This window comes from Lysobacter enzymogenes (assembly GCF_900106525.1).
Classification (GTDB): Bacteria; Pseudomonadota; Gammaproteobacteria; order Xanthomonadales; family Xanthomonadaceae; genus Lysobacter; species Lysobacter enzymogenes.
This window is the reverse complement of record NZ_FNOG01000008.1, coordinates 28,476-55,275: the sequence shown is the minus strand read 5'-3', so window position 1 is coordinate 55,275 and position 26,800 is coordinate 28,476. Positions and strand designations below refer to the sequence as shown.

The 26,800-nt window shown below is 70.6% G+C and carries 19 protein-coding genes and 1 pseudogene; 10 read left to right on the top strand and 10 right to left on the bottom strand.

The features are described 5' to 3' along the window. The first annotated feature begins 118 nt into the window (after positions 1–118). Positions 119–2,770 carry a collagenase gene (locus BLU84_RS19090; RefSeq protein WP_074870980.1) on the top strand — a complete coding sequence of 884 codons (2,652 nt, stop codon included), beginning with the start codon at positions 119–121 and terminating at the stop codon, positions 2,768–2,770. Between the two features lie 124 nt (positions 2,771–2,894). On the opposite strand, the gene BLU84_RS19085 is transcribed toward BLU84_RS19090, so the two are convergent. Next, positions 2,895–3,863: a LysR family transcriptional regulator gene (locus BLU84_RS19085; RefSeq protein WP_074870977.1), complete on the bottom strand. Its 969-nt coding sequence runs from the start codon at positions 3,861–3,863 to the stop codon at positions 2,895–2,897. Positions 3,864–3,996: 133 nt separating this feature from the next. On the opposite strand from BLU84_RS19085, the gene aceB reads away from it, so the two are divergent. Next, positions 3,997–5,631 (top strand): malate synthase A, encoded by a 1,635-nt coding sequence (gene aceB, locus BLU84_RS19080; RefSeq protein WP_074870975.1) that lies wholly within the window; start codon positions 3,997–3,999, stop codon positions 5,629–5,631. A gap of 161 nt (positions 5,632–5,792) precedes the next feature. Beyond that, entirely contained in the window at positions 5,793–7,094 is a 1,302-nt protein-coding gene (gene aceA, locus BLU84_RS19075) for an isocitrate lyase (protein WP_074870973.1), read from the top strand. 111 nt (positions 7,095–7,205) lie between these two features. Here aceA and BLU84_RS19070 read toward each other — a convergent pair whose 3' ends face one another. Together BLU84_RS19070 and BLU84_RS19065 are read right to left on the bottom strand one after the other, a co-directional pair. Next, the gene (locus BLU84_RS19070) at positions 7,206–7,448 is read right to left on the bottom strand and encodes a hypothetical protein (protein WP_074870971.1); all 243 of its coding nucleotides are present in this window, start codon (positions 7,446–7,448) and stop codon (positions 7,206–7,208) included. Positions 7,449–7,682: 234 nt separating this feature from the next. Beyond that, positions 7,683–9,732 (bottom strand): annotated as a pseudogene (locus BLU84_RS19065) (S9 family peptidase); the annotation flags it as partial. 344 nt (positions 9,733–10,076) lie between these two features. Between BLU84_RS19065 and BLU84_RS19060 the strand changes: the two are divergent. Together BLU84_RS19060 and BLU84_RS19055 are read left to right on the top strand one after the other, a co-directional pair. After that, positions 10,077–11,126, top strand: a complete 1,050-nt coding sequence (locus tag BLU84_RS19060) for a GGDEF domain-containing protein (protein WP_074870967.1) — start codon at positions 10,077–10,079, stop codon at positions 11,124–11,126. Between the two features lie 23 nt (positions 11,127–11,149). Further along, a complete protein-coding gene (locus tag BLU84_RS19055; RefSeq protein ID WP_139175127.1) occupies positions 11,150–13,678 on the top strand; it encodes a putative peptide modification system cyclase in 2,529 nt (842 codons plus the stop codon). Positions 13,679–13,791: 113 nt separating this feature from the next. On the opposite strand, the gene BLU84_RS19050 is transcribed toward BLU84_RS19055, so the two are convergent. After that, the gene (locus BLU84_RS19050) at positions 13,792–14,166 is read right to left on the bottom strand and encodes an NHLP-related RiPP peptide (protein ID WP_074870964.1); all 375 of its coding nucleotides are present in this window, start codon (positions 14,164–14,166) and stop codon (positions 13,792–13,794) included. 382 nt (positions 14,167–14,548) lie between these two features. Here BLU84_RS19050 and BLU84_RS19045 point away from each other — a divergent pair, with 382 nt between their 5' ends. After that, the gene (locus BLU84_RS19045; protein WP_074870961.1) at positions 14,549–15,727 is read left to right on the top strand and encodes a putative peptide maturation dehydrogenase; all 1,179 of its coding nucleotides are present in this window, start codon (positions 14,549–14,551) and stop codon (positions 15,725–15,727) included. 99 nt (positions 15,728–15,826) lie between these two features. Further along, a complete protein-coding gene (locus BLU84_RS19040; protein WP_139175126.1) occupies positions 15,827–16,936 on the top strand; it encodes an NAD(P)H-dependent flavin oxidoreductase in 1,110 nt (369 codons plus the stop codon). 24 nt (positions 16,937–16,960) lie between these two features. Here the strand turns inward: BLU84_RS19040 and BLU84_RS19035 are convergent, their stop codons facing one another. From BLU84_RS19035 to ubiK, 5 genes are all read right to left on the bottom strand, one after another. Continuing rightward, positions 16,961–17,977 carry an alpha/beta fold hydrolase gene (locus BLU84_RS19035; RefSeq protein WP_074870957.1) on the bottom strand — a complete coding sequence of 339 codons (1,017 nt, stop codon included), beginning with the start codon at positions 17,975–17,977 and terminating at the stop codon, positions 16,961–16,963. A gap of 238 nt (positions 17,978–18,215) precedes the next feature. Then, the gene (locus BLU84_RS27280) at positions 18,216–18,371 is read right to left on the bottom strand and encodes a hypothetical protein (protein ID WP_170849203.1); all 156 of its coding nucleotides are present in this window, start codon (positions 18,369–18,371) and stop codon (positions 18,216–18,218) included. 267 nt (positions 18,372–18,638) lie between these two features. Continuing rightward, positions 18,639–19,469, bottom strand: coding sequence for a helix-turn-helix transcriptional regulator (locus BLU84_RS19030; protein WP_074870955.1), 831 nt, complete (start codon positions 19,467–19,469; stop codon positions 18,639–18,641). Between the two features lie 198 nt (positions 19,470–19,667). Continuing rightward, a complete protein-coding gene (locus BLU84_RS19025) occupies positions 19,668–21,194 on the bottom strand; it encodes a YifB family Mg chelatase-like AAA ATPase (protein ID WP_074870953.1) in 1,527 nt (508 codons plus the stop codon). A gap of 10 nt (positions 21,195–21,204) precedes the next feature. Further along, entirely contained in the window at positions 21,205–21,471 is a 267-nt protein-coding gene (gene ubiK / locus BLU84_RS19020) for a ubiquinone biosynthesis accessory factor UbiK (RefSeq protein ID WP_074870951.1), read from the bottom strand. A gap of 331 nt (positions 21,472–21,802) precedes the next feature. On the opposite strand from ubiK, the gene BLU84_RS19015 reads away from it, so the two are divergent. From BLU84_RS19015 to BLU84_RS19005, 3 genes are all read left to right on the top strand, one after another. Continuing rightward, complete coding sequence (locus BLU84_RS19015; RefSeq protein WP_031371341.1) at positions 21,803–22,141, top strand: P-II family nitrogen regulator; 339 nt, start codon at positions 21,803–21,805, stop codon at positions 22,139–22,141. Positions 22,142–22,425: 284 nt separating this feature from the next. Next, entirely contained in the window at positions 22,426–23,811 is a 1,386-nt protein-coding gene (locus BLU84_RS19010) for a HAMP domain-containing sensor histidine kinase (protein WP_211664577.1), read from the top strand. Positions 23,812–23,849: 38 nt separating this feature from the next. Further along, the gene (locus BLU84_RS19005; RefSeq protein ID WP_074870948.1) at positions 23,850–24,506 is read left to right on the top strand and encodes a response regulator; all 657 of its coding nucleotides are present in this window, start codon (positions 23,850–23,852) and stop codon (positions 24,504–24,506) included. Between the two features lie 699 nt (positions 24,507–25,205). Here BLU84_RS19005 and BLU84_RS19000 read toward each other — a convergent pair. Further along, the gene (locus BLU84_RS19000; protein ID WP_074870946.1) at positions 25,206–26,657 is read right to left on the bottom strand and encodes a S41 family peptidase; all 1,452 of its coding nucleotides are present in this window, start codon (positions 26,655–26,657) and stop codon (positions 25,206–25,208) included. Positions 26,658–26,800 lie beyond the last annotated feature (143 nt).

Genomic DNA, 26,800 nt, shown 5'->3' with positions numbered 1-26,800 from the left:
GCGCGGCGGGCCGCACCGCACCACCGTCGTCCGATTCGTCCCGGCCGCTGCCGTTCGTGCAGGCGCCGCCGCGCGCCGCGCGGCCGCCGCGGCCGTCCTTCCATCAAGGAGATTCGCGATGTTCTTCGTTTTCCGTCCGGGCCCGTTGCGGGCCTTATTGAGCGGCGCCGCCGCGTTGGCCGTGTTCGCCGGTTTCGCCATGCCGTCCGCGTTCGAGCCGGCCGCGACCGCGGTTTCGTCTGCGGCTTCGACCGCTACCGTTGGCAGCACCGCCGCGTCCGCACCGACACCCGGCCACCGCGCCGCCGCCGCACCGTTCGCCGCTTCGCGCAGCGCCGTCGGCGCCGCGCGCAAACAACCGGCCACCGAACGCCAGCTGTTCGGCGAACACCGCCAGCCGCGCGCGTTGGCGCCGACCCAGCGCGCGCCGCAACAACCGTCGCTGCCCGACCGCGCCGACAGCGCCTACGACGGCGCCAGCCTGCGCCGCGATCCGCTCAAGCGTCCCTCGCGCTTGTCGTTCGCGCGCACGGCAAAGGCGGCCGCGACCTGCGATCCCAACGCCTTCGGCGCGCTCAGCGGAACCGCGCTGGCCGCGGCGGTGCGCGCCGCCGCGCCGGACTGCGTCAACGAACTGTTCGGCCTGAGCGGAAGCCAGGCCTACGCCACGTTCCGCGAGGCGCAGATGGTCAGCGTCGCCGATGCGCTGGCCGCCTCGGCGCGCGCCTACGACGGCAGCAACGCCGGCGGCACCTTGCAACTGGTGCTGTTCCTGCGCGCGGGTTACTACGTGCAGTACTACGACAGCGCGGTCGGCAGCTACGGCGCGGCGCTGCGCAACGCGGTGCGGCCGGCGCTGGACGCGTTCGCCGCCAACGCCAACTTCGGCCGCATCGACGACGTGCACGGCGAGATCCTGGCCGAGTACGTGACCCTGATCGACAGCTCGGCCGAGAACGCGCGCTATCTGTACGTGGTCAAGCGCCTGCTCGACAGCTACGACAGCCGCTTCGACGCGTATTACTGGATGAAGGTCGCGGTCAACAACGCCTACATGGTGACCTTCCGCGGGCATCAGGACACCGCGTTCCGCAACCTGGTGCAGTCGGACAACTCGATCGTCGATACCTTGTACAACTTCGCCAACCGCAACTTCGCCCTGCTCGGCACCGACCGCGCCTATCTGGTGTCGAATGCCGGCCGCGAAATGGCGCGCTTCCTGCAATACGACGGTGCGCTCAAGACCCTGGCGCGTGCGCGCGCCAAGACCTTGATCGACCGCAGCGCGATCACCGGCACGACCGCGCGGCTGTGGGTCGGCGTCGGCGAAATGGCGCAGTACTACGACGCCGGCAATTGCGCGTACTACGGCCAGTGCGATTTCGTTGCGCGCCTGCAAGCGGCGGCGTTGCCGATCCGCCACACCTGCAGCGCCACGCTGACCTTGCGCGCGCAGCAGATGAGCGCGAGCGAGCTGGCCAGCGCCTGCGCCACCGTGGCCGGGCAGGAAGCCTATTTCCACCGCGAACTCGCCACCGGCGGCGTGCCGGTCGCCGGCGACAACAACGCCAGTCTGGAAATGGCGGTGTTCGACAGCAGCGACGATTACGGCATCTACGCCGGCGCGATCTTCGGCATCGACACCAACAACGGCGGCATGTACCTGGAAGGCGATCCGTCGGCGCCGGGCAACCAGGCGCGCTTCATCGCCTATGAAGCCGAGTGGCTGCGGCCGAGCTTCGAGATCTGGAACCTGACCCACGAGTACGTGCACTACCTCGACGGCCGCTTCGACATGTGGGGCGACTTCCAGGCGGCGATGCAGCAAAAGACCGTGTGGTGGGTGGAAGGTTTCGCCGAGTACCTGTCCTACCAGTACCGCAACGTCGCCAACGACGGCGCCATCGCCGAGGCCGCGCGCGGCACCTACGCGCTCAGCACGGTCTACGCCAATGATTACGACAGCGGCACCAACCGGGTCTATCGCTGGGGCTACCTGGCTGTGCGCTTCATGTTCGAACAGCGCCGCGCGCAGGTGAACGCGATCCTGGCCAAGTTCCGTCCGGGCGACTACAGCGGCTATGCGACCTACATGGCTGGCATCGGCCAGAGCAACGACGCCGCGTTCAAGGCCTGGCTGCCGTGCGTGGCCGATCCGGCCGGCAGCGGCTGTACCGGCACGCCCAACCAGCCGCCGACGGCGAACTTCAGCGTCGCGGCGAGCGGCTTGAGCGTGAGCTTCACCGACACTTCCAGCGACAGCGACGGCCGCATCGTCGCGCGCAGCTGGAGCTTCGGCGACGGCAGCAGCTCGACCGCGGCGAACCCGAGCAAGACCTACGCGGCCGGCGGCAGCTACACCGTCACCCTGACCGTCACCGACGACCGCGGCGCGACCGCGACGGCGACGCGCTCGATCAGCGTCAGCGAACCCGGCCTGCCCGAGTGCAGCGGCGGCGACGCGCGCACGCTGGGGCGCAATTGTTCGCGCAGCAACGCCGCGGCCAGCGCCGGCAACTACGCATATTTCTATCTGTACTTGCCGGGGGGCGTGAGCCAGCTGCGCATCGACACCGCTGGCGGCAGCGGCAACGCGGACCTGTACGTGAGCGCCGGCAACTGGCCGTCGCGCGATTCGTATCAATACCGCTCGGCCAAGGCCGGCAATGCGGAGTCGGTGACGATCGCCAATCCGCCGGCGGGCTATGTGTACGTGGCCGTGCATGCGGCGAGCGCGTTCTCGGGCGTCAAGGTGAGCGCGCGTTACTGAGGTTCGTTCGCGGGCGGTTTGCCCTCACCCCAACCCCTCTCCCGCAAGCGGGAGAGGGGCTTTTTGTTGTTCCTTCTCCCGCTTGCGGGAGAAGGTGCCCCGAAGGGGCGGATGAGGGCCGCACTCAACGATCCGACTGCCCCGTCGCGTAATAATCCCCACGCTCGAACAGCGCCGGCTGGATCAGCTCAGTGAACGCCCGCGCCTGCGGCGACAGATACTTGCCCTTGCGCACCACCACGCCATAACTGCGCGAAGGAAAGTACTCGGCCAGCGAACGCGCCGACAGCCGCGCGCGGTCGGCTTCGGTCAGGCAGATCGCGGTGACGATGCTGATGCCCAGGCCCATCGCCACGTACTGCTTGATCACTTCCCAGCCGCCGACTTCCAGCGCCACGGTGTAGGGCACGCGGTTCTGCTGGAAGACCAGGTCGACCATGCGGTAGGTGGTCAGGCGCTGCGGCGGCAGGATCAGGCCGTACGGGCTCAGGTCCTGCAGGGTCAAAGTCTCAAGCTTGGCCAGCGGATGGTCGCGCGGCGCGATCAGCATCGGCTCGAAGCGGTACACCGGCGCGTAGCTGAGGTCACCGGGCACGTCGAGCATCGAGCCCACGGCCAGGTCGACGCCGTCGGAGCGCAGCAGGTCCAGGCCGCCGGCGCCGGTGACGTTGTGCAGGGTCAGCCGCACCTCGGGGTGGGCGGCGCGGAAGGCTTCGACGATCTTCGGCAGCAGGTAGAGGATGGTCGAGCTGCCGGCGGCGACGTTGAGCTCGCCCGCATCCAGCCCGCGGATGCGCTCGCGGAACACGCCCTCCAGCCCGTCCAGGCCCTCGACCAGCGGCCGCGCCAGTTCGTACAGCGCCTCGCCCTCGCGGGTCAGGCTCAGCCGGCGGCCGCTGCGCTCGAGCAGGCGCACGCCCATTTCCCGTTCCAGCGCCTGCAACTGCAGGGTCACGGCCGGCTGGCTCAGGTACAGAGCCTCAGCCGCGCGTGAGACCGAGCCCAGACGGGCGGTCTGGCAGAACGCGCGCAGCGGCTTGAGCTTGTCGCTTTTGTAGGCAAATCGCGGACTTAGCGAACGCGTCGAAGTCACGTGAATTCCATATATAAGCTAAGCAAATGATATGCATTGAAAAAACTTGATTGTCAAATACAACACGCCGCCGCATGGTCTGGGTCCAGGGACACGCTCGCTGGGAGCGGTCCTTCCCCACAGGAGTCGCAACATGTCGGCAGTCATGACGCAGTGGCAGGACCCCCGTCCCGGGCAACGCGGGCCGGGCGAGGGCATCGAGCTCAGCGGCCGCGCCGCCGGCCAGGAGCAGGTGCTGACCCCGGCCGCCCTCGAGTTCCTGGCCGACCTGCACCGCCGTTTCGAACCCGCCCGCCAGGCCCGGCTGGCCGCGCGCCGCGAGCGCCAGGCCTTCTTCGACGCCGGCGGCCTGCCCGATTTCCGCGCCGACACCGCCGCCATCCGCGCCGGCCGCTGGCGCGTCGCCCCGCTGCCGACAGCGCTGCTCGACCGCCGGGTCGAGATCACCGGCCCGGTCGACCCGAAGATGGTCATCAACGCGCTGAACTCCGGGGCCAAGGTCTACATGGCCGACTTCGAGGACAGCACCGCGCCGACCTGGGCCAACCTCATCGCCGGCCAGCGCTCGCTCGCCGCCGCGGTCGCCGGCACCCTGGAGTTCGCCGCGCCCGACACCGGCAAGCGCTACGCGCTCAAGCCGTTCGAAGAACAGGCGGTGTTGATGGTGCGCCCGCGCGGCTGGCATCTGGACGAGAAGCACCTGCGCATCGACGGCGCGCCGGTCTCCGGCGGCCTGTTCGACCTGGGCCTGTTCGCCTTCCACAACGCCGCCGCGCTCGCCGCCAAGGACCGCGGCCCGTACTTCTACCTGCCCAAGCTGCAGTCGATGGAAGAGGCGCAGCTGTGGAACGACGCGCTGGAACACATCGAGCGCGAGCTGGAGCTGGAGCCGGGTTCGATCAAGGTCACCGTGCTGATCGAGACCTTGCCGGCGGTGTTCGAGATGGACGAGATCCTGCATGCGCTGCGCACGCGCATCGCCGGGCTCAACTGCGGCCGCTGGGACTACGTGTTCTCCTACATCAAGACCTTCCGCGCGCACCGCGACAAGATCCTGCCCGAGCGCGGCCAGGTGACGATGACCCAGCCGTTCCTGCGCGCCTATTCCGAACTGCTGATCCAGACTTGCCACAAGCGCGGCGCCCACGCGATGGGCGGCATGGCTGCGCAGATCCCGATCAATGGCGACGAAGCCGCCAACGAAGCCGCGCTGGCCAAGGTGCGCGCGGACAAGCTGCGCGAAGTCACCGCCGGCCACGACGGCACCTGGGTCGCGCATCCGGCGCTGATCCCGCTGGCGATGCGCATCTTCGACGAGCGCATGCCGACCCCGCACCAGCAGCACGTGCTGCGCGAGGACGTGCTGATCATCGCCGAAGACCTGATCAAGCCGTCCTTCGGCACCATCACCCGCGCCGGGTTCGAGGGCAACGTCGAAGTCTGCGTGCGTTACCTCGCCGCGTGGCTCGACGGCAACGGCTGCGTGCCGATCCACTGGCTGATGGAAGACGCCGCCACCGCCGAGATCGCCCGCACCCAGTTGTGGCAGTGGCTGCACGCGCCGTCGCTGTTCCTCGACGACGGCACCCCGGTCGACTTCGCCCTGCTCGAGCGCGCGCTGATCGGCCTGCCGAGCAAGCTGGCGGGCGATGCGAAGCTGCCGGGTGCCGGCAAGCTCGGCGAGGCCATCGCGCTGCTCGACGGACTCACCCACGCGCCGACGTTGGCCGAGTTCCTGACCCTGCCCGCCTACGAACGCCTCGACTGACTCCCTGTAGGAGCGGCACAAGCCGCGACCGCGAAACAACGCTTGCGACGCAAGCCCGAAACCCCGCAGTCGCGACTCGCGTCGCTCCTACAGTCGGACTTCAAACACTCGTCTTACTCCATACCCACGTCGCTACGACCCACACGCAAGGAATCGATGTCATGAGCCACACGCTGCCGACCGCCGAGCAACTGCGCCACGAATGGGCCACCGACCCGCGTTGGAACGGCATCACCCGCCCGTATTCGGCCGAAGACGTGGTGCGCCTGCGCGGCACCGTGCCGGTCGAGCATTCCATCGCCAAGCTCGGCGCCAACAAGCTGTGGAAGTCGCTGCAGACCGAGGACTTCGTCAACGCGCTCGGCGCGCTGACCGGCAATCAGGCCATGCAGCAGGTCAAGGCCGGGCTTAAGGCGATCTATCTGTCGGGCTGGCAGGTGGCGGCGGATGCCAACATCGCCGGCGAGATGTACCCCGACCAGTCGCTGTACCCGGCCAACTCGGTGCCGCAGGTCGTGCGCCGGATCAACAACACCTTGCTGCGCGCCGATCAGATCCAGTGCGCCGAAGGCACCGGCGACATCGACTTCCTGCAGCCCATCGTCGCCGACGCCGAGGCCGGTTTCGGCGGCGTGCTCAACGCCTTCGAACTGATGAAGGGCATGATCGAGGCCGGCGCCTCGGGCGTGCACTTCGAAGACCAGCTGGCCTCGGTGAAGAAGTGCGGCCACATGGGCGGCAAGGTGTTGGTGCCGACCCGCGAGGCGGTGGAAAAGCTCGTCGCCGCGCGTCTGGCCAGCGACGTGATGGGCGTGCCGACCCTGATCGTCGCGCGCACCGACGCCGAAGCCGCCGACCTGCTGACCGCCGACATCGATCCGAACGATCAGCCCTTCACCACCGGCGAGCGCACCGTCGAAGGCTTCTACAAGACCCGCAACGGCCTCGATCAAGCCATCAGCCGCGGCCTGGCCTACGCGCCCTACGCCGATCTGGTGTGGTGCGAGACCGGCAAGCCGGACCTGGAGTTCGCGCGCAAGTTCGCCGAAGCCATCCACGCCCAGTTCCCGGGCAAGCTGCTGGCCTACAACTGTTCGCCGAGCTTCAACTGGAAGAAGAACCTCGACGACGCGACCATCGCCAAGTTCCAGAAGGAAATCGCCAGCTACGGCTACAAGTTCCAGTTCATCACCCTGGCCGGTTTCCACAGCCTCAACTACGGCATGTTCAACCTCGCCCACGGCTACGCGCGTCGGCAGATGAGCGCGTTCGTCGAGCTGCAGGAAGCCGAGTTCGCCGCGGCCGAGAAGGGCTTCACCGCGGTCAAGCACCAGCGCGAGGTCGGCACCGGCTACTTCGATGCGGTGACCCAGACCATCCAGGGCGGGCAGTCCTCGACCGTGGCGCTGAAGGGCTCGACCGAGGAGGAGCAGTTCCACGAGTCGAAGAAGGCCGCGGCTTGATCGGCGTATGCGGGTCGGCGCGGCATGCGCCGATCGGCGGATAAGGCGAAGGGCTCCGCGAGGAGCCCTTCGTCGTTGAGGCTGTGGCGGCAACGCGCCGGAACGGCGCGGTTACGCCTGGTAGGCGTCGATCAAGGTCAGCTGGCCGTAGATCTCGCTGTCGACCACCAGCAGGCAACGGCCGCGCTGGGTGAATTCGTAGATCCCGCCGAATTCGGACTGGTAGATGCAGTGCCAGTAAAGCGCTGCGGACGCTTGCGTGTCTTGCGCCTGAGGCGAGTTGTCGCGGGCCGCGGCGGCGCCCGACAGGCCCAGGCCCAGCGCCAGAGCGGCGCAAAAAATAGATAGCTTCATGGCGAAATCCTTCTCCGGTTGGTCGCCGGACCGACTGTCCGGCCCGGTCGACAGTAGAGAAAGAGCCGCGCCGATACGCTGCGCGCACGCACAAGCGCACGCTCGTGCGTCCGGTTCTGCGCGCCAGTTCGCATTTGCCGGTCGGCCGACCGGCCTGGCCGATGCGAACGGACCGGCGCCGCATCCGGCGCCGCTGCGTTCGTCATCGCCATCGCCATCGCGCCAGCGGGCGGCTTACTTCTTCACTTCCTGCGTGTGCGTCTTCAGCGCCTCGCTCAACCCCTTCACCCCGTCCGCGCCGGCCGGCACCGAGATGCTCGAACCCTTGAAGTCCTCGCCGATCGGCTGCGCGCGCCCGCCCAGGCATTGGGCGAGGAAGCCCTCGGCCACCGCGTTGAACGCCATCGAGTTCTCCGGCCGGGCGAAGCCGTGGCCTTCGTCGGGGAACAGCACGTAGGTGACCGGGATGTTCTTCTTGCGCATCGCCTCGACGATCTGGTCGCTCTCGGCCTGGTTGACGCGCGGGTCGTTGGCGCCCTGGCCGATCAGCAGCGGCTTGTCGATCTGGTCGACGCGGGTGATCGGCGAACGCGCGGCCAGTTGCTTGCGCCCGGCTTCGGTGCGCGGGTCGCCCATGCGCCGGGCGAACTGTTCGAACAGGCTGGCCCAGTACGGCGGAATGGTCTTGAGCAGGGTTTCCAGGTTGGACGGGCCGACGATGTCGACGCCGCACTTGAACGCGTCCGGGGTGAAGGTCAGGCCGACCAGGGTGGCGTAGCCGCCGTAGCTGCCGCCCATGATCGCGACGTCTTCTTTCTTGCTGACGCCACGCTGCACCGCCCAGCCGGCCGCGTCGATCAGGTCGTCGTGCATCTTGCCGGCCCATTCGCCGTCGCCGGCGTTGACGAAGGCCTTGCCGAAGCCGGTGGAGCCGCGGTAGTTGACCCGCAGCGAGGCGTAGCCGCGGTTGGCCAGCCACTGCGCATACGGGTGGTAGCCGTAGTAGTCGCGCGCCCACGGCCCGCCGTGCACGAACAGCACCAGCGGCACCGGCTTGTCGGGCTTGCCGTCGCCGTTGGGGTCGGCGCTCTTGGGCAGGGTGAGGTAGCTGACCAGGGTCTTGCCGTCGCGCGCGGGAATCTCGACCGGCCACATCGGCACCAGCGGCTTGCCGTCCAGCGCCGGTCGGCTGGAGAACAGCCGGGTCAACGCGCGCTCGTTTTCGCCGCGGCGGAACAGATAGGTCGCGCCGGGCTTTTCCGCGGCGCTGTAGTTCACCACCCAGGCGCGGTCGTCGAGGCTGCGCGAGGCCACCGACACTTCGCCGTCGCCGAGCTTCTTCTGCAGCCACTGCAGGTCCTGGCCGATCGCCGGATCCAGCGCTTTCCACTGCTGGCGCAGGTAATAGACCGAGGCGGCCTGGACCTTGTCGCTGACCGGATCGCTCAAGCGCGCGCCGACATCGGCGCGCGCGTCTTCCAGCAGCAGCGATTTCTTGCCGTCGGCGTCGATGGCGTACAGCGCGGCGGTGTCGCGGCCGCGCGCGTCGGTCAGGTACAAGGTGCGGCCGTCGTCGCTGTAGCCTTCGTACTCGGTGGTCTGGCTGTCTTCGAAGGGAATCGTGTCGACCACCTTCCAGCCGCCGCGGCCGTCGGCGGCGAGCAATTCGCCGTTGCCGTCCTCGCGCGTGCGGGTGGCGCGGCCGATCTTGAGGTCGCCGTCGGCGAGGTAGCCCGACAGCCGGTCCTTGTTCTCCAGCACGAGCTTGCGCGCGCCGCTGGCGAGGTCGACTTCGTACAGGTCGTGCCACTTCGCGTCGCGGTCGTTCATGCCGACCAGGATGCGTTCGGGATGGCGATGGGCGAGGCGGACCAGGTTGGCGCGGGTCTTGGGATAGGCGGTGAGGTCGCGCGCCGCGCCGGGCTGGGCGACGTCGACCGCGTAGAGATGGAAGTTCTCGTCGCCGCCGCTGTCGCGCAAATACAGCAAGGTGCCGCTGCGATAGCTCCAGACGTAATTGCGGATGCCGCGCGCGGCGTCGTCGGTGACCGCGCGCGCCTGGGCCGGATCGTCCACCGGCGCCACCCACACGTTCATGACCCCGCGCAGCGGCGCCAGCCAGCTCAGGTAGCGTCCGTCCGGGCTGAGCTGGGCGTTGCTGCGCTCGGGGTTGCCGAACAGGGCCGAGCGCGGAATCAGTTCGACCTCGCTCGTAGCCGGCGCGGCGGCGAACGCCGGTGCGGCGGCCAGGGCGGCGAGCAGGGCCAGGGCGAGACCGGCAGGCGAGGGACGGCGGTGCGGACGAGCGGGCATGGCGGTTCTCCGTTTCCGTGACAGGTCGGGTCCGAGTATGAACAGCATTCGGCCCCGGCCATGCAGTGCCGAAGGCCATGCCGGCGCGCGCATGAATGCGGCCGGGGTCGCGGCGTGCGTTTGTTGCAGGCCTGCAACGCGGACCGGCCGCGCCGGCGCGGACGGCGGGATTACACTCGCGGCCGGACAGGGGAGAGGCGAGAACGGCGCCGTGCGGCGTGGCCGTTCCTCCCCCCTGGCGGCGTTAGCTGCTCAGACTCAGGTGCTATCCTGCCGTCAAAGCTCCACAGGGGAAGTGGGCGCGGGGAGATCGGGATGAATCGCGATATGGCGGCGCCTTCGTTGGGCCGCGAAACCGACAATTCGACAGCGACCGCGGCGCCGACGGACGTGGCGATGGCGGTGCTGACTCCCGGCGAATTCGAACTGTTCGCCGAGATCGGGCGACCGCGCCGGGTCGAGGCCGGCCAGGTGCTGTTCCGCCGCGGCGAACTGGGCACCACCATGTTCGTGATCGCGCGCGGCGCGATCGTGCTCGACTTCGGCGACGACCTGGTCACCAAGCGCCTGGGCGTGCGCGAATTCTTTGGCGAACTCGGCCTGCTGATCGGCGACCACGCCCGCAGCGCCGACGCCATCGCCGCCACCGACGGCCTGCTGGTGGAGCTGCGCCACGAGGAATTCCAGCGCCTGGTCGATCGCGACCCGTCGCTGGTGTCCTACTTCCTGCGCCGCGCGATCATGCGCGTGGTGCTCAACGAACAAAGCCTCATCCGTCGCCTGCGCCGGCGCAACCAGGATCTGGAAGCCGCGCTCGACAGCCTCTACGCCACCACCCACCAGCTCAACCAGACCGAAGAACTGGTGCGCACCGACGACCTCACCGGCCTGTACAACCGGCGCGGACTGACCCTGCATCTGCAGGAAACGCGCGCGGCCGGCATGGCCGACACGATCGGCCTGGTGCTGGTGGACTGCGACCGCTTCAAGCAGGTCAACGACGAACACGGCCACCTGGCCGGCGATCGCGTGCTGCAGAGCGTGGCCAACATCCTGCGCTCGGTCGCCGGCACCGAGGACATCGCCTGCCGCCTGGGCGGCGACGAGTTCTGCCTGCTGGTGGCCGCGCACACGCGCCAGGACGTGATGCGCTTCGCCGACTTCATCGTCCACACCGTGCACGGGCTGTTGCTGATCCCGCAATCGCCGCCGACGATCTGCCCGGTCAGCGTCGGCGCCTGCCTGGTCAGCGCCAAGCGCGACTGGAACGATTGGTACGCGCAAGCCGACGCCGCGCTTTATCAGGCCAAGCGCCTGGGCGGCAATCGCGTGCATTGGCAGGACGCCGAACTGAGCGCCGTCTGAGCGGCGTGGACAAGGATGCCGCGATGAACGACGCCCACCGCCCCGACGCCGACGGCCCGCAGCTTCGCACCCTGCTGCTGACCGACCTGTGCGATTCGACCACCCTGGTCGAGCGCATCGGCGACGGCCCGGCGGCGGAGCTGTTCCGCGAACACGACCGCCTGGTGCTGTCGCTGCAGCAGCGCTGGCGCGGGCGCCTGATCGACCGCTCCGACGGCCTGCTGCTGCTGTTCGAGCGGCCCATCGACGGCCTGGGCTTCGCGTTGGATTACGCCCGCGGCCTGCGCGAGATCGGCGCGGCGCGCAAGTTCGAACTCAAGGCCCGCGCCGGCCTGCACGTCGGCGAGGTGCTGACCTGGCGCAACAGCGACGAAGCGGTGCGCGTCGGCGCCAAGCCGGTCGAAGTCGAAGGCCTGGCCAAGCCGATGGCCGGCCGGCTGATGGCGACCGCGCGGCCGGGGCAGATTCTGCTGTCGGCGGTGGCCGAGCCGCTGGCGCATCGCGCCGCGCGCGAGCTCGGCGAGCGCGGCCAGCAGTTGCTATGGAAATCGCACGGGCGCTGGCGCTTCAAGGGCGTGCCGGAGCCGCAGGAAATCTACGAAGTCGGCGAGCCCGGCATCGCCCCGCTGCGCGCGCCGCCGAACGGGCCCAAGGCCTGGCGCGACGTTCCGCTGTGGCGGCGGCCGGCGGCGCTGGTGGCCGAGGTCGCGCTGCTGGCGATGATCGGCGGCGGCGCCTGGTTCGCGACCCGGCCGCAGCCGGCGATCGCGTTCAATCAGCGCGACTGGGTGGTGGTCGGCGACCTGCGCAACCTGACCGGCCAGAGCGTGCTCGACGATTCGCTGGAACAGGCCTTCCGCATCAGCCTGGAGCAGTCGCGCTACGTCAACGTGCTGTCCGATCTGAAGACGCGCGACACGCTCGAGCGCATGCAGCGCAAGAACGACACGGTGCTCGACCGCGCCATCGCCTCGGAGATCGCCCTGCGCGACGGTGCGCGCGCGGTGATCCTGCCGACCGTGGCCGAAGTCGGCGGTCGGGTGCGGGTGAGCGCCGAGGTCATCGATCCGCATACCCAGACCACCGTCTATGCCGAGTCGGCCGACGGCCACGGCAAGGAATCGACGCTGGGCTCGATCGATACGGTCACCGCCGCGTTGCGCGAGAAGCTCGGCGAAGCGATGAAATCGATCGAGCGCGATTCCGAGCCGCTGCCCAAGGTCGCGACCAAGAACCTCGACGCGCTGCGCGCCTATGCGCTGGGCCTGAAAGCCTACGGCGAGCGCCGTCATCCCGAGGCGCAGCGGTATTTCGACCAGGCCATCGCCCTGGACCCGGAATTCGCCCTGGCCTACCTGGCTGCGCTGCGCGTGCACGTCGGCGACGCCGACAACCGCAGCGCCAAGCCGTATCTGGAAAAGGCCGTCGCGCTGCGCTCGCATCTGGCGCCGCGCGACGCGCTGTACCTGGACGCCTGGTCGGCCGAATACGGCCCGCAACCGGCGACGCGCGCGCCGGCGCAGTGGAAGCTGCTGGCCGGCTTGTACCCGGACTACTACGCGGGCCACTACAACTACGCGTGGGCCGCGTTCGCCAACAACCGCTACAGCGAGTCCCTGAGCTTCGCCAAGGCCGCTGCCGCGCCGCAGAACCCGCTGCGCAGCAGCGCGATCGAACTGGTCGGCCGCGCCCAGCTCGCCCAGGGCGACGCCAAGGCCGCGCTGGCCAGTTTCGAGCAGGGCGAGAAGATCGGCCGCTACGGCCCCAACCGCCGCCGCGCCGCCGCGCTGGCGACGCTGCGCCGCTTCGACGAAGCCCGGGCGGTGCTGGCGCAACTGTCCGACGACACCAGCACCAGCGGCCTGACCAACAACCTGGAGCGCATCTCGGTGGCGGTCGACCAGGGCCGCTGGGACGAGGCGCAGAAGATCGCCGCGCGCGCCGAGCGCGAGGCCGTGCACGGCACTCCGGTGCTGGCCAACCAGTTCGCGCTGATCCGGCTGACGGTGGAGAGCCTCAGCGGGCGTCCGCTGCAGACGGCGGCGGTGCTGGCGATCGGCCGCAAGGCCGCGGCCCAGGCCGGCGACGAAGCCGATCCGCTGCGCAACGAGCAGGCTTACGTCGCCCTGAGCGCGGCCTATCTGGGTCAGCGTCATGGACAGGCCGAGGTCGCGCGGCAGTTGCTGCCAGTGCTGGAGCCGCTGGCCAAGCGGATCGGCGACCCGCTGGTGACCCAACTGCTGATCATCGTCCAGGCCGGGCAGCTGCGTCTGGACGGCAAGCCGCAGGACGCGATCGCCTTGCTGCGGCCGCTGGTGCGCGGCGACGAATTGTTCCAGGTCCACAGCGCCCTGCGCGCGGCCTACGCCGCAGCCGGCCAGGACCAGGATGCGCAAGTGGAAGAGCGTTGGCTGGCGCAGAACCGCGGCCGCGCCTATATCGAAACCGCCGGCAGCCAGGCGCTGCAGGTGGTCAACGTCGCCGATACCGGCCTGGGCGAACGCGCGAAGGCCGAGACCGTCGCGCGCGCGGTTGCGCGAACGCAGCGGTAGGCCTGAGCCGCCTGCCGCTGCGCGCGCTGGGTCGCTTCCGTGCGGGGTCGAGGTTCGTGCCGGCGGCCAACGGCGCCGTTGCGGCTGCGCTGGCGAGAGGCCGGCGCCGGGTCTCAGGAGTCGGAGGAGGGGGTGCCGCCGTCGCCGAAACCGCTGGTGGCTTCGCCGATGCGCCCGGCTTCGAAGCAGTGCGGATTGGTGTGCGAGGACGCCGAGGTCAGCACGCTGCGGATCTCCAGGCGCGCCGCCTCGATCTCGGCCTTCGGCGCGATGGCGCGGGTCACCATGCAGGTGAACGCGGCCGGCGAGTACGCGCCGCCGTCGACCAGCGCCTGCGCCGGCGGATGCCCGGCCTTGGCCAGCGCGGCGATGGGGTCCTTCGCGAACAGCTCGCGGAACCCGTCGTCCTTGCTCAGCAGGTCGAGCAGCTTGTCGGCGACCTGCGCGCTCAACGGCGGATGACCTTCGCCGGATTCGTTGTTTGCCATGTCCTCATTCCCCTTGTGATTGACGTGCCGTTCAGGCGTGAAAACAGCGTGAAATCTAACCTTCTCTCTCTAACGGTACAACCCGAATGCGCCGGACAAATGGCGGTTTCCATAGGGTTTGATGGCAGCTTGCGGCACACCTTTGGCTTGCGAAGCTGAAGCGACTGAACGAATCGGGGCGGCGGATCGCGACGCGCGCGCAGGACGGACGACGGATCGTGGCGAGCGATCGCTGCCGTCGCTGCGGCCAGGCTGCGGAGATTGCCGCAGCGGTCCGACGCGGCCGACAATGCCGCCCGGCCGATGCGTCGCTGACGCCGGAACCGTCCCAGCCGTCCGTCGCGTCGCCATCAGCGGCGCCGCCCCCTGCGCAGAGCTCACGATGCGAATCCGCCGTTGCGCCATCGTCTACTTGGAGCCGCGCGAAGACGCTGCCTTCGACCTGGACTCGCTGCTCAACGGCGGGGCCGGCATCCGCCGCCGACTGCGCTGGCTGGCGCTGGCGCCGCACCTGGCCGCCGAGATCGAAGTCGATCCGGCCCAGCGCGAGCTGCTCGGCCGGATCGGGCCGGGCGCGTGGACCGACGCGGCGCCGTGGCTGGCCGAGCAGGCCGACACCCTCGCCGGCCTGCTCGACTGCGGATTGTTGCTGAGCGAGGACGACAGCGACGAGGTCCGCGCGGCCCATCGCGTGGGCGACGAGGCGCTGCGCAGCGGCCACTGGTGGCCGCCGGCCGCGCTGGCGCATCGGCTCGGACGCTGGCAGGGCCTGGACAGTGCGGCGGCGATGGACGCGGCCGAGATGTCCACCGCCGCCGACCTGCGCCGCCAGCTCGGCGCGCCGCCGCCGCACGCGATCGAGCGCGCGCCGGCCGACGCGCGCCTGCCGCTGCCGCGCCTGGACGATGGCGAGTTCGAACGCCTGCTGGCGCGGCGCGCGACCTGCCGCAACTTCGACGCCGCCCGCGCCCTGCCTTACGAACTCTTCGCGCGCATGCTGCAGCGCGTGTTCGCGGCGCAGGCGCAGGTGCGCATCAGCGACGACACCGTGTTCCTGAAGAAGCACACGCCCTCCGGCGGCGGCCTGCACGCGACCGAGGCCTATCTGATCGTGCAGAACGTCGAAGGCGTGGCGCCGGGCCTGTACCACTACCACCCGGTCGAACACGCGCTGGAGCCGCTGCCGGCGCCGGCGGCGCCGCTGGCCGAGTTCGCCGCGCAGGCCGTGGCGGGGCAGCATTGGTTCGCCGACGCGCACGCGCTCGTGGTGCTGGCGCCGCGCTATGCGCGCAGCTTCTGGAAGTACCGCCAACACGCCAAGGCCTATCGCGCGCTGGTGCTCGACGTGGGCCACTTGTCGCAGACCGCGTATCTGAGCGCGACCGAACTCGGCCTCGGCGCGTTCGTGACCTCGGCGATCAACGAAGTCGACATCGAGCGCGCGTTCGGCCTCGACCCGCTCGCCGACGGCCCGCTCGCGGTGTGCGGCTTCGGTTGGCGCGGCGAACGCATGCGCACCTCCGAGTTCGATCCCGCCGGCGGGGTCTGGCCGCGGGACTGAGCGCGCGCGCACGTTCGCCGCGGCGCGCCGCCACAGCGGGGCAACACGACGCGCGCGGCCGGTGGCATGCTGCGCGCATCCTCCGCGGAGCGCGCACGCATGTGGCCCGATCGCCGTATCCAGGACTTGTTCGGCATCGCCTTGCCGATCGTGCAGGCGCCGATGGCCGGCGCGCACAAGGCCGAACTGGCCATCGCCGCCGCGCGCGCCGGCGCATTGGGCTCGCTGCCGTGCGCGATGCTGTCGCCGCAACAGGCGCGCGAACAGGTCGCGCAGTTTCGCGCCGCGGTCGGCGCGCCGGTCAACCTCAATTTCTTCTGCCATCGCTCCGCCGCGCCCGATCCGGCGCGCGAAGCGGCATGGCGCGCGCGGCTACGTCCGTACTACCTCGAGTTCGGCCTGGACCCCGACGCCGCCAGCGCCGCGGCCGCGCGCGCGCCGTTCGACGACACCTGGTGCGCGCTGGTCGAAGAACTGCGGCCGCAGGTGGTGAGCTTCCACTTCGGCCTGCCCGAGCCGGCCCTGCTCGCGCGCGTGCGCGCGGCCGGCGCGCGCGCGATCGGCTCGGCCACCACCGTCGCCGAAGCGGTGTGGCTGGAGCGCAACGGCTGCGATGCGGTGATCGCCCAGGGCAACGAGGCCGGCGGCCATCGCGGCGTGTTTCTCGGCGACGAATTTTTCGACGGCGAGGACGTGAGCCGGCAAGCCGGCCTGTTCGCGCTGCTGCCGCGCGTGGCCGATGCGGTGAAGGTGCCGGTGATCGCCGCCGGCGGCGTTTTCGACGGACGCGGCATCGCCGCGGCGTTCGCGCTCGGCGCGGCGGCGGTGCAGGTCGGCACCGCGTATCTGTTCTGCGCCGAAGCGACGATCGCGCCGCTGCACCGGCGCGCGCTGGCGGCGGGCGAGGGCGACGACACCGCGCTGACCAATGTGTTCAGCGGCCGGCCCGCGCGCGGCATCGTCAACCGGGCGATGCGCGAAGTCGGGCCGCTGTCGCCGCTGGCGCCGGCGTTTCCCGGCGCCGGCGCCGCGCTGGCGCCGTTGCGCGGCCAGGCCGAAGCGGCCGGCGACGACGGTTTCATGTCGCTGTGGTCGGGCCAGGCGCGGCGCGCGCATGCGCTGGGCGCGTTCGAGCTGACCCGCGAACTGGCGCGACAAGCGCTGGACTTGATCGACCGCGCCGGCGAACGCGACCTTGAGCGCGACTGAAACCGCGCGCGCCGCCCGCGCCGATCAACGCACCCGCTGCGGCGCCCACGCCGCCCACAACCGCTGCGCTTCCTCGGCGATCACGTCGGGGCGCTCTTCCGGCCAGAACAGCTTGAGCCCGTCGAGCTTGCGCAGCCCGCGCGACTGGCCGAAGGCGTCGGCCAGCGGTTGCGCCTGCCTGGTGTCGAAGATGTCGTCGGCCATGCCCCACAACACCCGCGCCGGCGCGCGGCTGGCGGCGAGCTTGGGGCCGATGCCCTCGAGCACGTTGCGCTCCAGGCCCATCGCATAGGCGTGGGTCAGCGCCTTGCGCTTGTCGGTGGACAGCAGCGGGCCGAAATACATGTCGATGGCATCGTCGTCCGGATGCGCGGGATCGGCGTAGCACATGCCGCCGAAGCCCTGCGGCGATCGCGCCAGCGACTTGTCCTGCCACCACGGCAGCAGCCATTCGTCGACGAAGCGACCCTGCTTGGACAGCTCGATCACCGGCACCAGCTTCGGCGGCGGGTTGTCGAATTCGGTATCGCAGTTGGTCAGCAGCACGGTGCGCACGCGCTCGGGATGGCGGGTCAGCAGCAACTGCGCGATCGCCCCGCCGCTGTCGTTGGCGACCAGATCGGCGCTGTCGATGCCGAGCTGGTCCATCAGCGCCAGGATCATGCCCACCTGCGCGTCCGGGTCCACTGCCTGACCTTCGGCGACCTGGGTGTAGCCCAGGCCCAGCCAATCCGGCGCGATGCAGCGCCGGTACGGCGCCAGCCGCGGCAGCGCGCCGCGCCATTGATAACTATTGAGCGGGAAACCGTGCAGGAACAGCGCCGCCGGGCCTTCGCCGCGCTCGACGTAGGCGATGTTGCCGAACGCGGTGCGGACGAACTTGCGGCTGGCGTGGAACTCGGCCGCGCCGATATCCAGGTTCGCACCGGCGCCGCCCGCGCCGTCCGCACCCGCGCCGCGCGCGGCGGCATGAACGATGGCGCCGAGGCTGCCGGCGGCGATCAGGCCGGCGCCGCCCAACAGGAAACTTCTGCGGTTCATGAGCACATTCCTTGAGTTGCGCAGCGCCGTCGCGGGCGTGCAGAAGCCCGCGACGGCGCGGATGCGCCGCCTGAGGCGTTGCGTATCGGTGAGCGGCGCGAACGCCGCGGTGTCGTCTTCGTTCGCCGGCTGCGGCGTGCGCCCGTTCGGGCGGCGCGCGGCCGGTCTTCCCACACCGGCGACTTAGGCCCGGCTCAGCGCGTTTTCCAGCGCGCGGGGCATGCGTCCGGCGGAACGATCAGTTGCGTCCCGGCGACTGCGCCGAGACATAGGCCGCGTCGAGCTTCTGCGCGCATTCCTCGCAGCACACCTCGACGGTCTTGCCGCCGACCTTGACCTGGAACGCGTTCTCGTCGAGCGGGCAATCGCAGGCCGCACAGGTCTTCTCGCTCATGGGGATTCTCCAAAGGCGCCCGGGATCGGGCAGGCACAGTAGGCCACCACGGGTGGGGACGGCGCTGTCAGAAAATTTAGCGATCGTCGCGCGGCCGCATGGAGTCCCTGTAGGAGCGGCGCAAGCCGCGACCGCGCCACCGCGAATACGGCGCCGGTCCGGGTCCCGCGTGGCACCGGCCGGGGCGCGGTCGTGGTGGGTCTCGTCGTTTTTGCGGTGTCGCGGTCGCGGCTTGCGCCGCTCCTACAGGGAGCATCATGCGTGGCTTCAGCGGCGCAGCGCCGACTGGCGGAACTCCGACGGCGAGCGGCCGTAGGTCTGCTGGAACGCCGCGCTGAAATGGCTGTGGCTGGAGAAGCCCAGGTCCAGACTCAGCGCGCTGAGGTCCTCGTACTCGCCGAGCAGATCCAAGGCCCGCGCCAACCGCAAACGCAGTTGGTAGCGATACAGAGGCAGCCCTTCCACGCGCTGGAACACCTGGGTCAGGTAGACCGGCGACACCCCGACCTCGGCGGCGATCTCGGCCAGGGTCCAGCGCCGCGACAGGTCGCTGACCAGCACCAGCTTGGCCCGCTCGACCAGCCGCTGCTGGCCGGCGCTGGCGCCGGCCGCGTGCGCGGTGCGCGGGCCCAGCGCGCGCTGCACCAGGGTCAGGGCCAGGCTCTCGGCTTCCAGCGGTTCGGCGATGCCCTGGCGCAGGCTGTGGCGCAGCAGCATCGCCAGCGACTGCGCGCGCGGGTCGATGCGCAGGCGCGGCTGGCGGAACGACAGCGCCTCGCCCTCGCGCAGCAGCGTCTTGGGCGCCATCTCGCGCAGCATCGGTTCGGCCACCGACACCGACAGGCTGGCGTCGCCGCCCTCGATCGGATGGCTGACCCGATAGCCCTCGCCGGCATTGAAGAACAGCACCTGGCTGGCCTCGGCCACGCTGGCCTGTTCGCCGACATGGCGCACGTAGACGCCGCGGTACGGAAACACCAGATGGGTCGCGGCCGCGCATTCCTCGGCGCTGCGGTGCTTGCACTCGCCGCGGCAATAGACGTCGCGGACCGTCACGGTCGGCGTCTTGAGCAGGGTATGGACGGTGAACTCGGACATGCCGGAGGCCTCGCTGGTGCCGCGCGCCCGCGGCCGGCGGGCCGCCGCCTGCCCGGTCCGCGCGGCGACTATAGCCCAGCCGGGAGCGCGATCGCGGCGATGAATAGCGGCCGCGGCTTGCCGTTCCAGGCCAGGCGCTACAAGGCCTCAGGCGCGGCGCGGCCGCCAGTGATGCTTGTCATGGCCGGCAGCGCGCGCTCACGCGGCCCGGGTCGCGCTGTCGCGGTCGGCGCGCCGGTAACCGATGGCTTCGCTGAGGTGCGCGGTGCCGATGCGCTCGGCCCCGGCGAGGTCGGCGATGGTGCGCGCCACCCGCAGGATCCGGTGCATCGAGCGCGCCGACAATTGCAGGCCGTCGACCGCGCGTTCCAGCAAGGCTTGATCGGCTTCGCTCAGGCGGCAGTGCCGGCCGGTTTCGGCCTGATCCAGGCGCGCGTTGATCTTGCCGCTGCGCTCGGCCTGCCTGCATCGGGCGGCGCTCACGCGCTCGCGGATCGCGGCGCTGGCTTCGCCTTCGGGCTGATCCGGCCGCAGCGCCGACGGCGGCAGCCGCGGCACTTCGATATGCAGATCGATGCGATCCAGCAACGGGCCGGAGATGCGCGCGCGGTAACGGCGGATGACGTCTTCGGTGCAACGGCAGCGCGCGCTGCTGTCGCCGGCCCAGCCGCACGGGCAGGGATTCATCGCCGCGACCAACTGGAACCGCGCCGGAAACTCCGCGCTGCGCGCCGCGCGCGACACCGTGACCACACCCGATTCCAAGGGCTCGCGCAGCACTTCCAGCGCGCGCCGTTCCCACTCGGGCAACTCGTCGAGGAACAGCACGCCGTGGTGCGCCAGCGAGATTTCGCCCGGCCGCGGATCGGCGCCGCCGCCGACCAGCGCCACCGCGCTGGCGGTGTGGTGCGGCGCGCGGAACGGACGCTGGCGCCAGCGCGCCGGATCCAGCGCGCGGCCGTGGCCGCCGCCGCCGACCGAGGCGATCGCGGCGGTTTCCAGCGCTTCGTCCTCACCGGCTTCGGGCAGCAGGCCGGGCAGGCGCGAGGCCAGCAAGGTCTTGCCGCAGCCGGGCGGGCCGATCAGCAGCAGATGGTGGCCGCCGGCCGCGGCGATCTCCAGCGCGCGCCGCGCCTGCGCCTGGCCGCGCACGTCGCGCATGTCCAGCTCGGGCGCGCGCGCCAGCGGCGGGGCGACCGCGCGCGGCAGCGACGCGCGTTCGCACAGCATCGCGCAGACTTCCGACAGCGTGCGCGCGGTGCGCGCCTCGACCCGGCTGGCCAGCGCCGCTTCGGCGCCGTTGCCGGCCGGCACCACCAGCCGGCGCCCGGCGTCGGCTGCGGCCAGCGCCGCCGGCAGCACGCCGTCGATCGCGCGCAGTTCGCCGGTGAGGCCGAGTTCGCCGAGGAATTCGCAATCGGTCAGCGCCGGCAACGGCAGTTGCCCGCTCGCGGCGAGGATGCCCAGGGCGATGGCCAGATCGTAGCGGCCGCCGTCCTTGGGCAGATCGGCCGGAGCGAGATTGACGGTGATGCGCCGCTGCGGGAATTCGTACTGCGCCGAGGCGATCGCCGCGCGCACCCGGTCCTTGGCTTCGCGCACTGCGGCTTCGGGCAGGCCGACGATGTTCATGCACGGCAGGCCGCCGCCCAGATGCACCTCGACCCGTACCGCCGGCGCACGCACCCCCGTTCGCGCACGGCTGTGCACGAGCGCCAGGTTCATGGCGGACGACTCAGTGCTGGGGTTCGGACGCGTCGTCGAGCCGGGATTCGAGCTCGGCCACGGTGCGCTGCAGTTCTTCGAGCTTCTCGCGGGTGCGCAGCAGCACCGCGCGCTGTACCTCGAATTCCTCGCGGGTGACCAGGTCGAGCTTGGACAGGCCGGTCTGCAGCACGGATTTGAAGTTCTGCTGCATTTCTTCGCGGCCTTCGCGCACGCCCGGCGGAACCAGGGTGCTGAGGCGGCGGGCGAGGTCGTCGATGTAGTTCAAGTCGATCATGTAGATGAAACTCCTCCGGTATTGGGGTCAGCTTGACCGCCGGACCGGGGCGACGCCGTCGGCCGGGGCCGGGGCGGGCTGTCGGAAAAGTCCGAAGTGGATGACGCGGTCACTACATCACGGCGCTGGCGCATGCGGCAAGCCTCCGGGGAGTCGGTTCGCCGCCGCTTTCACGCGCCGTTGCCATCCTCCGACGCGTGCCGCGCAGGCGATGTGAACGCCGCCCGACCGGCGGCGCGGCTAGGTCGCGGCGCGCCGGCGCGCTATCCTGCGCGCCAATCCGAACGCGCCGGTACCCGCCGGCGCCGCGCTACAGGCGGGAGGCAGGCGAATGAAAATGGTCATGGCGGTGATCAAGCCGTTCAAGCTCGACGATGTGCGCGAGGCGCTGGCCGAGGCCGGCGTGGCCGGCATCACCGCCACCGAGGTCAAGGGCTTCGGCCGCCAGAAGGGCCACACCGAGCTCTACCGCGGCGCCGAGTACGTGGTCGACTTCCTGCCCAAGATCAAGCTGGAAGTGGCGGTGACCGACGATCAGGTCGATACCGTGGTCGAGGCGATCATGAAGGCCGCCGGTACCGGCAAGATCGGCGACGGCAAAATCTTCGTATGGGATCTGGAACGCGCGGTGCGCATCCGCACCGGCGAGATGGACGGCGACGCGTTGTAAGCGTCCGGCGCGCGGGCTTGCGCGCTTGGCTGCCGCATTGGCTGCAATAGCGCGCGGCGACCGGTCGGTGTCGTTGCAGGCCGCGATCGAGCGAATTCGGCAATGAAGACCCGTCGGTTGGCGGCGCTGGCTGAATCCCGCCTGCGTTCGTGCGTCGCCAGCGCACCGCGGTAGGACTTTCGACCGATGCGGCCGCCGTTGGCCGGCCGCGACACTCGCGCTCCTTCGCCAGCGCGAGTCCCCCCTTGTCCTGGTTGCGTTTCCTTCGCCCCCGCGGCTTGTTCGTGAAACAAGTGGCGAGTTTCTTCCTCGCCTTCATCGCGGTGTGGCTCGTCGCCGGCATGATCGATGTCTGGCTGTCGAACGCGCGCTTCCAGCGCGACGCCGGCGGCCTGCTCGAACGCGCCGATTTTGCCGCGCTGGCGGCCCCGGCCGGCCGCATCGACGTGACCGATCCGGTCGCGTGCCGGCATCTGGCCGACACCGTGCTGTGGGGCCTGGCCGACCAGGGTGTGCGCGAGGTGTCCGACTTCGTCGATCTGGTCGCGTACTTCAAGGACGGGCGTTTGAACGTCCGCGTGCTCGACGGCGCCCGCATCGCCTGCGCCACCGCGCCGGCGCCGGTGCCGCTGCTGCGTCGGGCGCTGGACGCCGAACTGCGCGCCGGCGCCGCGCGCGGCAACGCGCTGCTGCACGGCCCGGACCAGTGGGCGATGACCCGGCGCGTAGCGCTCGGCGGCGGCCGCGAAGCGCTGGTCGGCGTCAGCTACTGGCCCGGCTGGGCGACCGATACCGATTACGTCGTGCCCTACGATCTGGCCCGTACGTTCTTCTACGCCCTGGGCATCGGCACCACCTTCGTCGCGCTGTGGATGTGGTTGCTGTTGCGGCGGGTGCGCCGCGCCACCCAGGCCGCCGACCGTTGGGCCGAGGGCGATTTCTCGGTGCGCATCGCCGACCGTTCGCGCGACGAGTTCAGCGCGCTGGCCGAGCGCTTCAACCGCATGGCCGATGCGCTGTCGCGCACGCTGCATCTGGAGAAGGCGCTGGGCGGCTCGCTGGAGCGCAATCGCATCGCCCGCGACCTGCACGACACCGCCAAGCAGCGCAGCTTCGTGCTCGGCCTGAAGCTGGCCGAACTCGAGCACGATGCCGGCGGCGACGAGCGGCTGGCGCGCACGGTCGCGCAGGCGCGCGCGCTGGCCGACCGCCTGCAGCAGGATCTGGTCGACGCGGTGTCGGGTTTCAGCGCGCCGGCGATCGCCGAACTGGGTTTGCGCGAGGCCTTGACCCGCAACATCGACGATTTGCTCGGCGGCTCGGGCATCGCCTGGGAACTGGCGTTGCCGCGCGCGTTGGAGGACTGGCTGCGCGAGCGGCCGGCGTTAGCGCAGGAGCTGTTGATGATCGCCCACGAAGCGGTCGCCAATGCGCGCCGCCACAGCGGTTGCCGGCGCGTGCGCGTGGCCGGCGAGCGCTACGACGGGCGCTGGTGGTGGAGCGTGCAGGACGATGGCGGCGGTTTCGACCCGGCCAGCGCGCCGCTGGGCATGGGCCTGGCGAATCTGCGCTGGCGCGCCGATCAGTTGCCGCACGGGCAGCTCAAGATCGTCTCCTCCGACGCCGGCACGCAGGTGCGCGCCGAATTCGATGCCGATGCGCCGGCGTGAGCGCGCTCGACAGGACGACCCCACAGGACGAGGCAGGGATGGAAACGACGACGACATTGCTGGTGGCCGACGATCACGCGGTGGTGCGCGAGGGCATCCGCAGCCTGCTGCGGCTGGCGCCGGGCTTCGCGGTGGTGGCCGAGGCCGACGACGGCGAGGACGCGGTGGCGATGGCGCGCCTGCACGCGCCCGACGTGGTGCTGCTGGACCTGATGATGCCCGGCATCGGCGGCGTCGCCGCCACCCGCGGCATCCGCGCGGCCAGCCCGCGCAGCCACATCATGGTGCTGACTTCCTCCGACGACGAGGAACTGGCGTTCGCCGCGATCGAGGCCGGCGCGCAGTCGTTCCTGCCCAAGTCGACCCGCGGCGAAGCGTTGCTGCAGGCGATCCGCCATGCCGCGGTGGGCGAATCGACCCTGCATCCGAGCATCGCCCGGCGCATCCTCAACAGCATGCAGCGCCCGCGGCGCCCGGCCGCCGACCCGTTCGCGGAACTGACCGAGCGCGAGCTGGACGTGCTGCGGCGGCTGGCCGAAGGCGGCAGCAACGCGCGGATCGCGGCCAGCCTGTCGATCAGCGAGAAAACGGTGAAAGCGCACCTGAGCAATCTGATGTCGAAGCTGCGGGTGACCGACCGGACCCAGGCGGTGGCGTTCGCCTGGCGCGAAGGCCTGATGCGCGGCAAAGACTGACCGCCCGCGACGCAAGCCGCCCGAAGCCGCTGTAGGAGCTGCGCAAGCCGCCACCGCGAAACCGCGCTTGCGACGAACCTTTCGCCGTAGCTTTGCTGTCGCGGTCGCAGCTCGCGCAGCTCCTACAGTCGCAAACGCAACTACCCGGAGCCCCTGTAGGAGCGGCGCGAGCCGCGACCGCGCAACCGCGCTTGCGACGAACCTTTCGCCGTAGCCGCGTTGTCGCGGTCGCAGCTTGCGCAGCTCCTACAGTCGCAAACGAAACCGCCCGAAGCCCCTGTAGGAGCGGCGCGAGCCGCGACCGCGACACCGCGCTTGCGATGGACCTTTCGCCGTAGCCGTGTAGTCGCGGTCGCAGCTTGCGCAGCTCCTACAGCTGCAAACGAAACCGCCCGAAGCCCCCTGTAGGAGCGGCGCGAGCCGCGACCGCGCAACTGCGCTTGCGACGAACCTTTCGCCGTAGCCGCGTTGTCGCGGTCGCAGCTTGCGCAGCTCCTACAGTCGCAAACGAAACTGCCCGAAGCCCCTGTAGGAGCGGCGCGAGCCGCGACCGCGCAACCACGCTTGCGACGGACCTTTCGCCGTAGCCGTGCTGTCGCGGTCGCAGCTTGCGCAGCTCCTACAGTCGCAAACGAAGCCGGCGCGGGCGTTCCAATGCGACGTGCCTGCGGCGTCGAACGCCACAGGCGCGCCGTCGGTTCACCGCTGCGCCGCCCACTGCGCCACGCGCCGCAGCGCGCGGCCGTAGCTGTTGGCGCTTTCCTGCGCCGGGTACACCGAGGCGTATCGGTCCGGCGGCAGGCCGCGGGCTTCGAAGGATTCGCCGCGGGCGTCGCGGTAGATCTCGTTGGACAGGCTGAAGGTCCAGCCGTTGGGCAGGAACTTGGCCAGGCCGTCGGAGAAGATGCCCTGGGTCGGCTGGCCGACCTGCACCACGTGCGGGAAGGTCCGCATCATCATGGTGAAGGTCTCGCCGGCGCTGCAGGTGAATTCGCTGGTCAGCAGATACACCGGCTTGAGATAGCGCGCGGTTGCGGCCGGCGCGATCCGCAACGGCTGCGGCTGCACGCGCGTGTCGGCGTAGGGATGCTTGGTGTAGGCCAGGCGTTCGCGATCGGCGAAGCGCGCGGCGATTTCGGCCGAGACCATGTCCAGCCCGCCGAGGTTGTGGGCGATGTCGAACACCAGCGCGCGGGTGTCCTTGAGGTCGGCCAGCGCCGCGTCGAGCGCGCGGCCCGCGGCGACGCGTTGCTCGTCTTCGTTGCCGCCGGCGCCGGCCATCGCGGTGACCGCCAGATAGCCCACGCCGCCGGGCAGCCGGCCCCACACCACCTGGCCGTCGAGCGCGCTGCGGCGCGTGCCGGGCAGCAGTTGCGCGTCGGCCTGCACGCGTTCCTGCGCGATCCAGGTCTGCAGCCAGTCCAGGAACGCCAGTTCGTGCGGCTGCTGGTCGAAGCGTTGGCGCAGGCGATTGAAGTGGGCGCCGCGCTGGCCCTGGATTTCGAAGCTGCGGCCGTCGGTCTCGCCGTACAAGGCGGTGTGCAGATCGTCGAGGCCGCGCAGCAGTTCGGCCATGACCGGACGCAGCTCGGCGTCGTTGCGCGCGCGCGCGGCGGTCGGGCGCAGACGGGCGATGCGCGCGTTCCAGTCGAGGTTGCGCTCGCGGTTGTAGGCGTACAGCGATTTGAGCGTCAGCGCGACCGCGTCGAAGGTGTACAGCGGCCGGCTGCGGTCGATCGGCGCGGCGCAGGCTGCGGGCAGGCGGTTCAGGCCGACCGCGTGCAACTGGGTGCCCTGGCGCGAGCTGGCGATGACGAAGTCGCGCGGCCGCGCCGAGCGGCCGTAGTACGCCGTCACCTTGTCCAGGATCGTGCCGCTGGCGGCGCCGACCGGCCAGCACAGGCCGCCGGCGTAGTGGTACATCGAGGCGCCGTCGGCGGACAACGCGTACAGGTCGCCGTAGCCGGGCACGGCCCACAGGCCGCGCGCGTCGGCGACGATCGCGCCGTCGGCGACGACCGGCCGCAGCGCGGATTCGGGCAGCGGCGGCAGCGTGGCCGGGCCGGCGAGGGCGGGCGCGACGGCGACGAGCGCCGCGGCGGCGAGCAGGCACCGGCGCAGCCGGCGGGGAGCGGGGGAGGCGAGGGTCATGGCGTGGAAGAGTCGGCGCCGCGGCAGTGCGGCGAAGCCACGCTAGGCGGCGCGCGCGGGCGCCGGCATGGGGCGTCCGATCTAGCGACTGCGACTTTGCGCGCCTTCGCGCCTAGGCCGAACGGCCGTTGCGGCGGCCGCGC

Bases quoted from the DNA above. Each gene is read 5' to 3' on its own strand.
- BLU84_RS19060 (WP_074870967.1), top strand. From the start codon at position 10,077: ATGAATCGCGATATGGCGGCGCCTTCGTTGGGCCGCGAAACCGACAAT.
- BLU84_RS19005 (WP_074870948.1), top strand. From the start codon at position 23,850: ATGGAAACGACGACGACATTGCTGGTGGCCGACGATCACGCGGTGGTG.
- BLU84_RS19040 (WP_139175126.1), top strand. From the start codon at position 15,827: ATGTGGCCCGATCGCCGTATCCAGGACTTGTTCGGCATCGCCTTGCCG.
- BLU84_RS19070 (WP_074870971.1), bottom strand. From the start codon at position 7,448: ATGAAGCTATCTATTTTTTGCGCCGCTCTGGCGCTGGGCCTGGGCCTG.
- BLU84_RS19055 (WP_139175127.1), top strand. From the start codon at position 11,150: ATGAACGACGCCCACCGCCCCGACGCCGACGGCCCGCAGCTTCGCACC.
- ubiK (WP_074870951.1), bottom strand. From the start codon at position 21,471: ATGATCGACTTGAACTACATCGACGACCTCGCCCGCCGCCTCAGCACC.
- BLU84_RS19035 (WP_074870957.1), bottom strand. From the start codon at position 17,977: ATGAACCGCAGAAGTTTCCTGTTGGGCGGCGCCGGCCTGATCGCCGCC.
- BLU84_RS19015 (WP_031371341.1), top strand. From the start codon at position 21,803: ATGAAAATGGTCATGGCGGTGATCAAGCCGTTCAAGCTCGACGATGTG.
- aceB (WP_074870975.1), top strand. From the start codon at position 3,997: ATGTCGGCAGTCATGACGCAGTGGCAGGACCCCCGTCCCGGGCAACGC.
- BLU84_RS27280 (WP_170849203.1), bottom strand. From the start codon at position 18,371: ATGAGCGAGAAGACCTGTGCGGCCTGCGATTGCCCGCTCGACGAGAAC.
- BLU84_RS19050 (WP_074870964.1), bottom strand. From the start codon at position 14,166: ATGGCAAACAACGAATCCGGCGAAGGTCATCCGCCGTTGAGCGCGCAG.
- BLU84_RS19030 (WP_074870955.1), bottom strand. From the start codon at position 19,469: ATGTCCGAGTTCACCGTCCATACCCTGCTCAAGACGCCGACCGTGACG.
- aceA (WP_074870973.1), top strand. From the start codon at position 5,793: ATGAGCCACACGCTGCCGACCGCCGAGCAACTGCGCCACGAATGGGCC.
- BLU84_RS19000 (WP_074870946.1), bottom strand. From the start codon at position 26,657: ATGACCCTCGCCTCCCCCGCTCCCCGCCGGCTGCGCCGGTGCCTGCTC.
- BLU84_RS19045 (WP_074870961.1), top strand. From the start codon at position 14,549: ATGCGAATCCGCCGTTGCGCCATCGTCTACTTGGAGCCGCGCGAAGAC.
- BLU84_RS19025 (WP_074870953.1), bottom strand. From the start codon at position 21,194: ATGAACCTGGCGCTCGTGCACAGCCGTGCGCGAACGGGGGTGCGTGCG.
- BLU84_RS19090 (WP_074870980.1), top strand. From the start codon at position 119: ATGTTCTTCGTTTTCCGTCCGGGCCCGTTGCGGGCCTTATTGAGCGGC.